10 protein-coding genes are annotated in these 14,704 nt (G+C 45.0%); all 10 read left to right on the top strand.

Translation table 11 applies throughout. The features are described from left to right. The first annotated feature begins 590 nt into the window (after nucleotides 1–590). Nucleotides 591–2,687 carry an F-box protein gene (locus tag MJO57_RS06080; protein WP_252023749.1) on the top strand — a complete coding sequence of 699 codons (2,097 nt, stop codon included), beginning with the start codon at nucleotides 591–593 and terminating at the stop codon, nucleotides 2,685–2,687. A 39-nt stretch (nucleotides 2,688–2,726) separates the two neighbouring features. Beyond that, nucleotides 2,727–4,790: an F-box protein gene (locus tag MJO57_RS06075; RefSeq protein WP_252023747.1), complete on the top strand. Its 2,064-nt coding sequence runs from the start codon at nucleotides 2,727–2,729 to the stop codon at nucleotides 4,788–4,790. A 43-nt stretch (nucleotides 4,791–4,833) separates the two neighbouring features. After that, entirely contained in the window at nucleotides 4,834–6,915 is a 2,082-nt protein-coding gene (locus tag MJO57_RS06070; RefSeq protein WP_252023745.1) for an F-box protein, read from the top strand. 44 nt (nucleotides 6,916–6,959) lie between these two features. Further along, nucleotides 6,960–9,050, top strand: coding sequence for an F-box protein (locus MJO57_RS06065; RefSeq protein WP_252023743.1), 2,091 nt, complete (start codon nucleotides 6,960–6,962; stop codon nucleotides 9,048–9,050). 30 nt (nucleotides 9,051–9,080) lie between these two features. Beyond that, on the top strand, nucleotides 9,081–9,329 hold the full coding sequence (locus MJO57_RS33165; RefSeq protein WP_371924788.1) for an F-box protein: 249 nt from the start codon (nucleotides 9,081–9,083) through the stop codon (nucleotides 9,327–9,329). A 49-nt stretch (nucleotides 9,330–9,378) separates the two neighbouring features. Further along, a complete protein-coding gene (locus tag MJO57_RS06060; protein ID WP_252017335.1) occupies nucleotides 9,379–10,419 on the top strand; it encodes an IS1595 family transposase in 1,041 nt (346 codons plus the stop codon). A gap of 19 nt (nucleotides 10,420–10,438) precedes the next feature. Next, nucleotides 10,439–11,242, top strand: coding sequence for a hypothetical protein (locus MJO57_RS06055; protein ID WP_252023741.1), 804 nt, complete (start codon nucleotides 10,439–10,441; stop codon nucleotides 11,240–11,242). Between the two features lie 246 nt (nucleotides 11,243–11,488). After that, nucleotides 11,489–12,001 (top strand): hypothetical protein, encoded by a 513-nt coding sequence (locus tag MJO57_RS06050; protein ID WP_252023739.1) that lies wholly within the window; start codon nucleotides 11,489–11,491, stop codon nucleotides 11,999–12,001. Continuing rightward, nucleotides 11,953–13,523 (top strand): IS3 family transposase gene (locus MJO57_RS06045; RefSeq protein ID WP_252023737.1). Its coding sequence is split into 2 segments (ribosomal slippage): nucleotides 11,953–12,427 and nucleotides 12,427–13,523, totalling 1,572 coding nucleotides; the frame shifts between segments, so codons are not numbered across the junction. Before MJO57_RS06050 ends, MJO57_RS06045 begins: the two co-directional genes overlap by 49 nt. Nucleotides 13,524–13,557: 34 nt before the next feature. Further along, a complete protein-coding gene (gene istA, locus MJO57_RS06040) occupies nucleotides 13,558–14,700 on the top strand; it encodes an IS21 family transposase (protein WP_256493325.1) in 1,143 nt (380 codons plus the stop codon). Nucleotides 14,701–14,704: the final 4 nt, after the last annotated feature.

Raw genomic sequence — 14,704 nt, 5'->3', positions numbered from 1 at the left:
TGACTCCTGACTTTTTCAGTATTTGAATTATTAGGGCCTGTCGACGTTTCCCGGGTAATCGCAACCGACTGTATAGGCTGGTTACGAATAAGGCTCTTGTAGGATTTCAGACTGCTACTGGGTTGAACATTGCTGAAGCCCTTTATCTACAAAGGTTGTCAGCATATTGTCCGGTAATGTTGCTCAATCCTTGTTTTTCGTGACCTACAGTCAGTTTTCACTGTAGAGCAGTTCGTAATCAAAATAGAGCCACGAATAATTACCCATGACCTTATAAAAGGTCTGGTTTTGAGGGAAATTATAATACCAATTCTAACGACATTGCAGCAGGTATTGATTGCAACAGACTGCACCAATGACAACCAGACCGGCTATAAGCCGGGATGGGGCAGAGCCGGACTTCGAACAGGCTCCACAAGCACCACGCCCAATAAGTAGCTAACCATATGAAACAGCGGAAGCGGCGTACACCTGTCCAAAAGTGGGAGTTAACGTCCTGAAAATAATGTTAGACATGACATCTCTGTACTAACCTTTTCAGCAGCTTTTTTCCCTAATTGCCTCTGAATTGCCTGATGACAGGGTTTATCATGTTAATACCTGCTACACAGAAAAAAACTTACACATCTTCTCAATGTGAAACTAACCCGTTTATTCCTGAACAAGCTGCTCAATTCCACAGTCGAAGCATTACTATGTTACCAACGGAATTATTGTTTCACATAGCCGGTCATTTATCACTTAAGGATGTGAGTAGTTTGGCAATGGTTTCCCGAAGGTTGCACTTGGTAATGTGCGAATATGGATTAATCAGAATTCTTCAGTACTACGGGAATCTGAGCAAAAATGAACAGCAGTTTTACCAGAATCTGAGTATTGCCAACCCACCACTGATTCATCACCTGCAAACCTCAAAAATGTCAATCATTGCCGGGCAATCTCAATGCACTGACAATCTTCCGGCAATCTGTGCATATCACGCTTATCATTTGCGCAATGAAACCACTAATGCTAAATCCCTTGATTTTGTACTAAACAAGTCATTTGTCAGAGAAGAGCATATTAGTAATTACTATATCAATAGTAATCACAGTCGTTTAATCATTAAAGATCATGGTAATTCCCAGCTTTCAATCTGGACGGCAGGAAACAATGGTTCCTGGAACAGAGAGTTCACCATTGAGCTTCTCCATTTCCCCAAGTGCTTTAAAAAAATGGGTAAATACCATGGCGATACTATTGTTGTACCTGTTGCCCCTCCCTCTGCTTATGCTTATGCTGGTGCTGGTGCTGGTGCTGGTGCTGATGAGCATGTGCATCCAAAGCATGGTGCTAAAGATGATTTACTGTCGTTTATCCAACGGGATGAAAACGGCTCCTGGGCTGAAACTCAGCGAATGACTGTCGAAGCACTTTTTTCCAACACTCATAATAGGCATTTTAAATATTTCTATTATGAGGTTTCACCCGACGGCAAATCTCTGATCTATTCTGATCATAATCGTGACAGATTATTGATTCTTGGCCAGGAATTGGATAACCAATGGGCCATCAAAGGTGATTTTCCATGGGACACTGACAAGAAATTCAGCCCGGACAACAACCATGTTGCCATAGGTGAATCATCACCTATCAGTTTCTTTAGCAAGCAAAAGGATGGCTGCTGGATAGCCACCGGAATACTGGAATTTGAATTTTATGCAACGACTCTGACTGAAGCCGGAATGGATGAGGATATTGTCGGTTTTAACACCATTGCATTCAGTCCGGACAGTCGACATTTTGTTGCATGTTTCGATGACGCTCAGGAAGATTGCGCTGATGTGCCAATTTATGTAGAGGATTTCTTTGTCGTTGTTTTTAGTCTTGGCGATGATGGTCAATGGTCTGAAGCGATAACAATGACCAAACATCAGCTGGGTCCAATCCAAGCGACGTTGCTGAATGCAACCTTCAGCCCCAATAGCAGGTATCTGGTTATTTATGGCGAACACGGTTTGGATGTCTGCCATTTAACAGATGACAACCGTTGGGTGGCTGAATTGGAATATTACAAATTGCCTCCCACAGGCTACCACTCTTCCTGGTCAGAAGCCGAATCAACGGTGCGATTCAATACCTGCTCCTCGTTATTTGCTCTGTTTCAGGAGGGATATGCCATGGTGTGGCAATTGAATGACTCCGGGGTGTGGGAGTGCCAGCACAGATTTACTTATCCCACTGTAAGTCATCGCCTATCTGGCCCCTCCATAGATTACACTACCCAGCAGCTAAGCCCGGACGGAAACACGATTGTTTTTATTGATCTTCGTTGGAGGTTAAAGATGTGGGTGCAAAAGCAACACGGAAAATGGACCCGGCAAACTCCAGCCCCTGGCTTGCAATTCTGTGATTTGCTTTTTAATCAAGGGGGCTACCTTTTAGCTGGTCTTCCTGTTAACGACAAATCTTGCCTGATTGTGCTGGGCATAACCCCGGATGGCATTTGGCAGGAAAAGGGTCGCCTGCAAACGGAGGGCAACATTATCCACTTCGACTTTAGTCCTTGTGGTCACTCTATAGCGGTTAGCTATAGAGTGAGAAACCAGAAAATACTGTCCTTTTGGCAGATAGAATGGGAGCCTGGCGGGCAACCAGCAATGAATTCAACAAATTCCAGGAATCCTGCCTATACCAGCTGGTTTTGATCAAATTGCTTCCTTAATGATTTAAGGACAGGGTTTATTATGTTAATACCTACTACACAGAAAAAACCTTGTTTATCTGTTCTGAGTGCAGCGAATCCGGCTATTCCTGAACAAGCCGCTCAATTCCACCATCGGGGCATTGCTCAGCTTCCGACGGAATTGCTATTGCACATTACCAGACATTTGTCACTTAAAGATGCGTGTAATTTGGCTCTGACTTCCCGAAGGATGCACGCTGTACTGGACGAATATGGATTGTTTGAAGTGGTTCGGCCCTATAGAAGTCTGAGCAAAAATGAACAACTATTTTACCGGGATCTGAGTATTACCAACCCGCAACTGATTGATCATCTGCGAAAATCGAAAATAACACTCATTGCCAGGCGAGCTGATTGCACTGAGAGTCTTCCGGCAATTTGCGCACATCACGCTTATCATTTACGCCATCAAATCACCAATACCGAGTCCGTTAATTTTGTGCTGAAAAAATCGTTTGGCCGGGAAGAATACATTAGTGATTACTATCTCAACGATAATCACAGTCGTTTGATCATTAAAGATAATCGTAACTCTCAGTTGTCTATCTGGACGACGGAAAATAATGGTTCCTGGAGCAGGGAATTCATTATTGAAAGCCACCGTTTCTTCAAATGCTTTGACAGCATTGATCGATACCATGGCAATACTTTTTTTTTGCCTGTTGATCCTCCCTCTGCTAATAGAGATTATTTTTCGAAGTATTATACCAACGATACTTTGCTGTCGTTTATCCAACGGAATGAGACCGGCAAATGGGCTGAAAGACAGCAAATGACTGTCAGTGAGCTTTTTCCTTATGCTGCTGATGTTTGTGGTGAGCAAGGTAATTATTTTAACTATTTCTCTTATCAGGTTTCGCCCGACGGAAAACTACTGATCTATTCTGAATCCATCGACAAGTGCTATATTCTTGGCCAGAAATTTGATGGTGAATGGGCTATTAAAGGTTGTTGTCCATGGAGTCACCAGATAATTTTCAGCCCGGATAGCAATCATATTGCCACAGGTGATAATGAACGCATCGAATTCTTTGGAAAACAAAAGGATGGCAGCTGGTTAGCCAATGGGATGCTGAACTTTAAATTATATGCAAGGGCTCTAATAGAAGGCAAAGCAGGTGAAGATGTTGCTGGTTTTAATACAACGGCATTCAGTCCGGACAGTCAATATTTTATTGCCTGTTTTCATGATGCCGGGGACGATGACAGCGACTGGCCAATTTATGTAAAGGATTTCTTTATCATTGTTTTTAGCCTTGACGATAACGGTCAATGGACTGAGACGATAAAAATCACCAAGCATCAACGGCAGCCAACCAACACAGTATTACTGGAAGCAACCTTCAGTCCCGATAGCCGATACCTGGTTGTTCATGGCGAAAGCGGTTTGGATATCTGGCATTTAACGGATGACAACCGTCATGTAACTGAAATAAAAGATCATGAAGGCTTCCAAAAGGAAATAATAAGTCTTTTTCCGGATTCAACGGTGACATTCAATACCTGCTCCTCGGCATTTGTGCTGCTTCAGGAGGGATATGCAATGGTTTGGCATTTGAATGACTCCGGAATGTGGGATTGTCAGTACAGCTTTACTTATCCGTATGGCAGGATAGGTCTTCGCAATGAAGACAATTCCACTGTCCATCCTATCCAGAAGGTCAGTCCGGACGGAAAATCAATTGTTTGTACTGACGATCGGGGGAGGTTGGATATCCGGGTACAAAAGCAATACGGTGAATGGACCCGGCAAACTCCTGGTTTTCAATTCTGTGATTTGGTTTTTAATCAAGGGGGCTACCTTTTAGCCGGTCTTCCTGTTGACGACAGATCTTGCCTGATTGTGCTGGGCATAACCCCAGATGGCATCTGGCAAGAAAAGGGTCGCCTGCAAGCGGAGGGCAACATTATCCGCTTCAACTTTAGCCCTTCCGGTCACTCTATAATGGTCCGATCCAGGGATGGAGGCCGGAAAATCCTTTCTTTTTGGCAAATAGAACGACAGTCTGACAGGCAACAAGCAATGAATTCACCAAATTCTCAGAATTCTGTTTATGCCAGCTAATTTTGAGAAGATTTTCCTTAATTCTTTAATGACAGGGTTTATCATGTTAATAACTGCTGCACCGAAAGAAATTTGTCCATCTTCTCTGTGTGAAACGAACCCGGTTATTCCTGACCAATCTGCTCAATTCCACAGTCGAAGCATTACTATGTTACCAACGGAATTATTGTTTCACATAGCCAGTCATTTATCACTTAAGGATGTGAGTAGTTTGGCAATGGTTTCCCGAAGGTTGCACTTGGTAATGTGCGAACATGGATTAATCAGAATTCTTCAGTACTACGGGAATCTGAGCAAAAATGAACAGCAGTTTTACCAGAATCTGAGTATTGCCAACCCACCACTGATTCATCACCTGCAAACATCAAAAATGTCAATCATTGCCAGGCACTCTCAATGCACTGACAATCTTCCGGCAATCTGTGCATATCACGCTTATCATTTGCGCAATGAAACCACTAATGCCAAATCCCTTGATTTTGTACTAAACAAGTTATTTGGCAGAGAAGAGCATATTAGTGATTGCTCTCTCAATAGTAATCACAGTCGTTTAATCATTAAAGATGATGGTAATTTCCAGCTTTCAATCTGGACGGCAGGAAACAATGGTTCCTGGAACAGAGAGTTCACCATTGAGCTTCTCCGTTTCCCCGATTGCTTTGAAAAAATGGGTAAATCTCATGTCGATACTATTGCTATACCTGTTGATCCTCCCTTTGCTGATGCTGATGCTGATGCTGATGAGCCTGTGTATTCAAAGCATGGTGCTAAAGATGATTTACTAGCGTTTATTCAACGGGATGAAAGCGGCTCCTGGAATGAAACTCAGCGAATGACTGTCGAAGCGCTTTTTTCCAACACTTGTGGTAGGCAAGATACTAATTTTAGAAATTTCTCTTATAAGGTTTCACCCGACGGCAAATCTCTGATCTATTCTAATCGTGACAGATTCTTCATTCTTGGCCAGGAATTGGATGGCCAATGGGCCATCAAAGGTGATTTTCCATCATGGAACCGTGACAAGCAATTCAGCCCGGATAGCAACCATATTGCCATAGGTGAATCATCAACTATCAGATTCCTTGGAAAGCAAAAGGATGGCAGCTGGATAGCCACCGGGATACTTAAATATGCATTTTATGCAGCGACTCTAACTGAAGCCAGAATGGATGAGGAAATTGTTGGTTTTAACACCACTGCATTCAGTCCGGACAGTCGACATTTTGTTGCATGTTTCGATGACGCTCAGGAAGATTACGCTGATATGCCAATTTATGTAGAGGATTTCTTTGTCGTTGTTTTTAGTCTTGGTGATGATGGTCAATGGTCTGAAGCGATAACAATGACCAAACATCAGCTGCATTCAACCCAGGAGATGTTGCTGAATGCAACCTTCAGCCCCGATAGCAGGTATCTGGTTATTTATGGCGAACACGGTTTGGATGTCTGCCATTTAACAGATGACAACCGTTGGGAGACTGAATTGCAATATTACCAATTGCCTCCCACAGGCTTCGAATCCTGTCTAGAACCCGAATCAATGGTGAGATTCAATACCTGCTCCTCGACATTTGTTCTGTTTCTGGAGGGAGATGCCATGGTTTGGCAATTGAATGACTCCGGGGTGTGGGAGTGCCAGCACAGGTTTACTTATCCGACGTCCAGTATAAAATATCGCTTTTATGGCCCCCCCAATGCTTACACTATCCAGCAGCTCAGCCCGGACGGAAACACGATTGTTTTTACTGATAGTCGTTGGAGGTTAAATATGTGGGTGCAAAAGCAACACGGTGAATGGACCCGACAAACTCCAGCCCCTGGTTTGCAATTCTGTGATTTGGTTTTTAATCAAGGGGGCTACCTTTTAGCCGGTCTTCCTGTTGACGACAGATCTTGCCTGATCGTGCTGGGCATAACCCCGGATGGCATCTGGCAGGAAAAGGGTCGCCTGCAAGCGGAGGGCAACATTATCCACTTCGACTTTAGTCCTTGCAGTCATTCTATAGCGGTTAGCTATAGAGTGAGAAACCAGAATATCCTGTCCTTTTGGCAGATAGAGTGGGAGCCTGGCAAGCAACCAGAAATGAATTCACCACATTCTCAGAATCCCGCCTTTGCCAGCTAATTTTGAGAAGACTTTTCCTTAATTCTTTAATGACAGAGTTTATCATGTTAATACCTGCTGCACCGAAAGAAATTGGTACATCTTCTCTATGCGAAACGAACCCGGTTATTCCTGAACAATCTGCTCATTTCCACAGTCGAAGCATTACTATGTTACCAACGGAATTATTGTTTCATATAGCCAGTCATTTATCACTTAAGGATGCGAGCAGTTTGGCAATGGTTTCCCGAAGGTTGCACTTGGTAATGTGCGAATATGGATTAATCAGAATTCTTCAGTACTACGGGAATCTGAGCAAAAATGAACAGCAGTTTTACCAGAATCTGAGTATTGCCAACCCACCACTGATTCATCACCTGCAAACCTCAAAAATGTCAATCATTGCCAGGCACTCTCAATGCACTGACAATCTTCCGGCAATCTGTGCATATCACGCTTATCATTTGCGCAATGAAACCACTAATGCCAAATCCCTTGATTTTGTACTAAACAAGTCATTTGTCAGAGAAGAGCATATTAGTAATTACTATATCAATAGTAATCACAGTCGTTTAATCATTAAAGATCATGGTAATTCCCAGCTTTCAATCTGGACGGCAGGAAACAATGGTTCCTGGAACAGAGAGTTCACCATTGAGCTTCTCCATTACCGCAAGTGCTTTAAAAAAATGGGTAAATACCATGGCGATACTATTGTTGTACCTGTTGCCCCTCCCTTTGCTGATGCTGATGCTGATGCTGATGAGCCTGTGTATCCAAAGCATGGTGCTAAAGATGATTTACTAGCGTTTATTCAACGGGATGAAAGCGGCTCCTGGACTGAAACTCAGCGAATGACTGTCGAAGCGCTTTTTCCCAACACTTGTGGTAGGCAAGATACTTATTATTTAAAATATTTCTATTATGAGGTTTCACCCGACGGAAAATCTCTGATCTACTCTGATCCTGATCTTTTTGTTCACAGATTATTCATTCTTGGCCAGGAATTGGATGGCCAATGGGCAATCAAAGGTCATTTTCCATGGAGCGGTAACAAGAAATTCAGCCCGGACAGCAACCATATTGCCTTAGGTGAGTCATCAACTATCAGATTCCTTGGAAAGCAAAAGGATGGCGGCTGGATAACCACCGGGATACTGGAATTTGAATTTTATGCAACGACTCTAACTGAAGCCGGAATGGATGAGGATATTGTCGGTTTTAGCTCCATTGCATTCAGTCCGGACAGTCGACATTTTGTTGCATGTTTCGATGACGCTCAGGAAGATGGCGCTGATGTGCCAATTCATGTAGAGGATTTCTTTGTCGTTGTTTTTAGTCTTGGTGATGATGGTCAATGGTCTGAAGCGATAACAATGACCAAACATCAGCTGCGTCCAACCCAAGCGACGCTGCTGAATGCAACCTTCAGCCCCAATAGCAGGTATCTGGTTATTTATGGCAAACACGGTTTGGAGGTCTGCCATTTAACAGATGACAACCGTTGGGTGGCTGAATTGAAATATTACAAATTGCCTCCCACAGGCTACCACTCTTCCGGGCCAGAACCCGAATCAACGGTGCGATTCAATACCTGCTCCTCGTTATTTGCTCTGTTTCAGGAGGGATATGCCATGGTGTGGCAATTGAATGACTCCGGGGTGTGGGAGTGCCAGCACAGATTTACTTATCCCACTGTAATTCATCGCCTATCTGGCCCCACCATTGATTACACTACCCAGCAGCTAAGCCCGGACGGAAAAACGATTGTTTTTATTGATAATCGTTGGAGGTTAAAGATGTGGGTGCAAAAGCAACACGGAAAATGGACCCGGCAAAATCCAGCCCCCGGTTTGCAATTCTGTAATTTGGTTTTTAATCAAGGGGGCTACCTTTTAGCTGGTCTTCCTGTTTACGACAAATCTTGCCTGATTGTGCTGGGCATAACCCCGGATGGCATCTGGCAGGAAAGGGGTCGCCTGCAAACGGAGGGCAACATTATCCACTTCGACTTTAGTCCTTGCGGTCACTCTATAGCGGTTAGCTATAGAGTGAGAAACCAGAATATCCTGTCCTTTTGGCAGATAGAATGGGAGCCTGGTAGGCAACCAGCAATGAATTCAACAAATTCCAGGAATCCTGCCTATGCCAGCTGATTTTGATCAGATTGCTTCCTTAATGATTTAATGACAGGGTTTATTATGTTAATACCTACTACACAGAAAAAACCTTGTTTATCTGTTCTGAGTGCAGCGAATCCGGCTATTCCTGAACAAGCCGCTCAATTCCACCATCGGGGCATTGCTCAGCTTCCGACGGAATTGCTATTGCACATTACCAGACATTTGTCACTTAAAGATGCGTGTAATTTGGCTCTGACTTCCCGAAGGATGCACGCAGTACTGGACGAATATGGATGGCTAAGTTACCGTTAATGGTTGAATCAGCTAAACTCCCATAAAATCTACGTTGTAGGGGAGTGATATGCAATCTGAACTCTTCCAGAATTTTATTGATTCCATTTCAACATTAACCAGTGAACAGCGAGACATTCTTAACAACTCGCTCCTTAGTACTCAAATAGAGGTTACCGAGGTAGTAGAAACCACTGACTCTGAACCTGTTTACAGTGAATCTATACCCAATAACGATAATGCAACACCTGACGTAGAAAAGAGCATACTTGCCCAATTTGCCGAAAACCCCAGGTGCCCCAAATGCAAAAGCCATAGCGTTGGTCGCTGGGGCATACGAAATGGCCGACAGCGCTACCACTGCAAGACTTGCGACTCAACGTTTAACGCCTTTAGTGGAACGCCTTTGGCAAGGCTCAGGCACCCTGAAAAATGGAACAAGTACCTCGCAGGTATGACTCACTCTATGGTCTTGCGACCAGCTGCTGCTGAGAATGCCATTGACTTGAAAACTGCGTTCCGCTGGCGTCACCGCTTTCTTGAAGTGATTAATAATGATCAAGCAGAAGAGCTTTGTGGCATTACTGAGCTTGATGAAACATTTTTCCGTGAATCCTTCAAAGGGCAAAGAGAAGGCCTTCCACGGCCAACCCGAAAGCGGGGTAATGATCCCAACAAAGCCCGAAAAGTCCCGGTAATGGTGGCTCGGGACCGTAATCGAAATACCGTTGACGGTGTATTAGAAAACGAAAGTGCTAATGAATTGTGCAGGCATTTAAATGGCCGCATATCGATACAGGCCACGGTCTGTGCGGATGCACACCTCGCTCACGAAAAACTTGCTGACAAGCTTGGATTTGTCTTCAAGGAGCTGGTGACATCAGCAGGTCAACATGTTGTTGAAGGCATCTACCACATCCAGACTGTAAATTCTTATCACAGTCATTTAAAACGCTGGATTGGCGGCGTATTCCAAGGGGTTGCAACTCGTTACCTTCCCCATTATCTGGCCTGGAGGCGAGAACTGACGGCAGCAAAAAAATTAACTGTTGGCCGGTTGATCAGCAGAATTACTGAACATTGGTGCTTCCAACCATTAACGGTAACTTAGCCAATATGGATTGTTTGAAGTGGTTCGGCCCTATAGAAGTCTGAGCAAAAATGAACAGCTATTTTACCGGGATCTGAGTATTACCAACCCGCAACTGATTGATCATCTGCGAAAATCGAAAATAAAACTCATTGCCAGGCGAGCTGATTGCACTGAGAGTCTTCCGGTAATTTGCGCACATCACGCTTATCATTTACGCCATCAAATCACCAATACCGAGTCCGTTAATTTTGTGCTGAAAAAATCGTTTGGCCGGGAAGAATACATTAGTGATTACTATCTCAACGATAATCACAGTCGTTTGATCATTAAAGATAATCGTAACTCTCAGTTGTCTATCTGGACGACGGAAAATAATGGTTCCTGGAGCAGGGAATTCATTATTGAAAGCCACCGTTTCTTCAAATGCTTTGACAGCATTGATCGATACCATGGCAATACTTTTTTTTTGCCTGTTGATCCTCCCTCTGCTAATAGAGATTATTTTTCGAAGTATTATACCAACGATACTTTGCTGTCGTTTATCCAACGGAATGAGACCGGCAAATGGGCTGAAAGACAGCAAATGACTGTCAGTGAGCTTTTTCCTTATGCTGCTGATGTTTGTGGTGAGCAAGGTAATTATTTTAACTATTTCTCTTATCAGGTTTCGCCCGACGGAAAACTACTGATCTATTCTGAATCCATCGACAAGTGCTATATTCTTGGCCAGAAATTTGATGGTGAATGGGCTATTAAAGGTTGTTGTCCATGGAGTCACCAGATAATTTTCAGCCCGGATAGCAATCATATTGCCACAGGTGCATATTCTGGTAACTCTTGAACACTCATTCTGGTAACACTTGAACACCCATTCTGGTAACACTTGAACACCTATTCTGGTTTCTTTTGAACACTTTTTGATGATTTCCAGAATCACCGTTCAAGCTTCCAGAAACGCTGTTCAACAGACCATAAACCGGTCTAATACAGCTAACAAATATCTTCTTATGCATTGATTTTCCATAACTTTGGCCGTTCTTATCTGTACCAAGAGAGGGAACCGGCCATGACAGAAAACAGGATTACCATGCGTAAGCTACTAGAAATACTCCGGATGCGGTTTGGCAGCCAACTCAGCTTCCGACAAATTTCCCGCAGTGTACGGGTCAGTGTGGGGACGGTATCCAACTACGTTAAGGCCTTTCAGGAATCGGAATTAAGCTGGCCCCTGGCAGAGGATATATCTGAGCCTGAGCTTATTCAGGCGCTGTTTCCCGATGCCTCGATAGCCAATCGAAAAGGGTTGATTGATCCTGACTGGGCTGAGGTGCATCAGGAACTGAAGCGCAAGGAAGTGACCAAACAACGACTCTGGGAAGAATACTGTCAGGCCCACCCCCTCAATGCCTACAGCTATGCCCAGTACTGTCACCGTTACAATCAGTGGCGTGGTTGTCAAAAGCGATCTATGCGACAGCCCCCCTGTGTCAGCATAGTTGTCGCCTCTCCTGAAATTAGAAATCTCAACAGGGGGCGGTCTATGAGTAATCAATGGCCCGCTATTCAGAAGAGTTCAAAGAGTCCATCATTCAGAAGATGATGCCACCCAATAATGTGCCAGTTTCGCAGTTGGTACGTGAGACTGGTATCTCTGATTTGACCCTGTACACTTGGCGAAAGAAAGCAGTATCTAAAGGAGTGCCTGTGCCGGGCGACGGAAAGAATCCAGATCAATGGACAACTGAAAACAAGTTAGCCGTAATCATTGAAACGGCTGCGTTAAATGAAGCAGAAATGGCTGAATACTGTCGTAAAAAAGGTCTGTTTGCTGAACAAATTCAGCAGTGGAAGGCTGCCTTTATTAACAGTGTTTCTGTCCAGCCTGAAAGTCAGTCAAAACAGCGTAAGGCGCTGTCTGACGAACACAAAAAAGATAAGAAAACCATCAAAAAGCTTGAGCGTGAACTCAATCGCAAGGACAAGGCGTTAGCAGAAACTGCTGCCTTGCTGGTACTCACAAAAAAGGCCCAAGAGATCTGGGGGGCGCCAGAGGACGATTAGTCTCTCTCCCGGATCGACAAAATGCTGTTAGCCTGATTAAACAGGCAGTTAAAGATGGGGCTCGTCAGTCAAAAGCCTGCAAAGCCCTTGGTCTTACAGAAAGAACTGTACAACGCTGGATGCAGGGTGATGACGTGCGCGCAGATAATCGCAAAAATGCTGACAGGCCAGAACCGGTTAACAAGTTTTCTGAAGCTGAGCGACAGGCGATTGTTGACGTCTGTAACAGCGAGCGGTTCAAAAGCCTTCCGCCCAGCCAGATTGTGCCCACATTGTTAGATGAAGGTCTCTATATGGGGTCTGAAAGGACATTTTACCGGGTGTTGGAGGAAACAGGGCAACAGCATCATCGGGGCAGTGCTGCCAAGCCAAACAGGTATAAGCCAACGTCCTGGTGTGCTACCGGACCCAACCAGGTCTGGTCCTGGGATATTACCTATCTGCGCTCTCCGATACGGGGGCAGTTTTATTACCTGTACCTGGTGATAGACATCTTTAGTCGTATGATTGTTACATGGGAAATTCATGAAACCGAATCAGCTGAGCATGCATCAGAAATGATCACTAAAGCCTGTATCAAACAGGGAATTGCAGCCTTGGAGTGGCCACTGGTTCTGCACTCAGATAATGGTAGTCCCATGAAGGGTGGCACTATGCTGTCAACACTGCAGCGTCTTGGGGTCGTGAGCTCATTCAGTCGTCCCCGGGTCAGTGATGATAACCCCTTTTCCGAGGCCATATTCAGAACCCTGAAATACCGCCCTGGTTATCCGCGCACGCCATTTGCTGATCTTGAAGCAGCACGTAGCTGGGTGCATGGTTTTGCCCAATGGTACAACGAAGAGCACAAGCACAGTGGGCTGAAATTTCTGACACCCGGGCAAAGGCATCGTGGTGAAACCAAGGTGCTTATGGCTAACCGCAGAAAGGTTTATGAACAAGCCAAAGAACGTCACCCAGAGCGCTGGGGAAAGAGGTCAACAAGGAACTGGGATCTGGCTGATGAAGTCTGGTTGAATCCCGACAGACCTGCTGATGATCAACTAAGCAAAGCCGCTTAAGTTGAGGCGACAACTATGTTGACAAACACCGCAGCTGCACAATGCAGGTGAAAAGTTATTTGTTGATTATGCCGGGCCAACCATGCCAATCATCAACCCGGACACCGGCGAAATTGCCCACAATGCCCAGATATTTGTGGCAGTGCTGGGAGCGTCCAACTATACCTACGCTGAAGCGACTCTGTCACAAAAAACAGAGGACTGGCTGGGGTCTCATGAACGGGCCTTTGAGTTCTTTGGTGGGGTGCCAGAAATTGTTGTGCCAGACAACCCAAAGTGCGCAGTTATCAAAGCCTGTCGGTACGAGCCGGATCTCAACCCATCATACCAGCACCTGGCTTGTCACTACCAGGTGGCAGTCATTCCGGCACGCCCCTACAAACCCAAAGACAAGGCCAAAGCAGAAGTCGGTGTACAGGTAGTGGAGCGGTGGATACTGGCCAGGCTTCGTCATGAAATGTTCTTTACCCTGGCAGAGCTGAACCTGCGGATACGTGAGCTGTTAATCGAACTGAACCTGAAGCCCTTTAAGCAGTTGCCAGGAACGCGACGTAGTGCGTTTGAACAACTGGATGAACCAGCCCTCAAGCCACTGCCGAAGCAATCTTTTGTGTTCGCTGAGTTTATCAAGGCCCGGGTGAATGTGGATTATCATATTATCTGCAAGGGGCACGCCTACTCGGTTCCCCATCAGCTTGCCAGGCAGGAAGTAGAAGTACAGGCGACTGAGCACTGCGTCACGATCTACGCTAACGGTAAAGTGGTGGCCAGCCACGCTCGCAAGCACACACGTGGATTTACGACGTTAGCAGTTCATATGCCGGAACGACATCGTCACCATCAGGATTGGACGCCTGAGCGTTTACTTAACTGGGCTAACGACATTGGTCAGGAAGTCTATTGTTTTATTCAATCACTGCTGGATAGCAAGGAGCATCCTGAACAAGCCTATCGAGCTTCATTGGGGCTGCTAAACCTGCAGCGGGAATATGGAACTGAACGACTCAACAACGCCTGCGCCCATGCCAGGAACATCGGGGGTTATCGGTTAAAAAATGTCCGATCAATCCTCCAGTCAGGCAAAGACCTGATGCCATTGGAGCCACAGTTAAAACAAACGACAGGTCCCTTGCATGATGATCACGAAAATATTCGTGGCGCTATTTGCTATCAATAACCGG

Origin of the sequence: Endozoicomonas sp. SCSIO W0465 (assembly GCF_023716865.1) — a bacterium.
In the GTDB taxonomy this organism is placed as follows: Bacteria; Pseudomonadota; Gammaproteobacteria; order Pseudomonadales; family Endozoicomonadaceae; genus Endozoicomonas.
The sequence above is the reverse complement of the archived record's forward strand: the minus strand, read 5'-3'. Positions and strand labels throughout refer to the sequence as shown.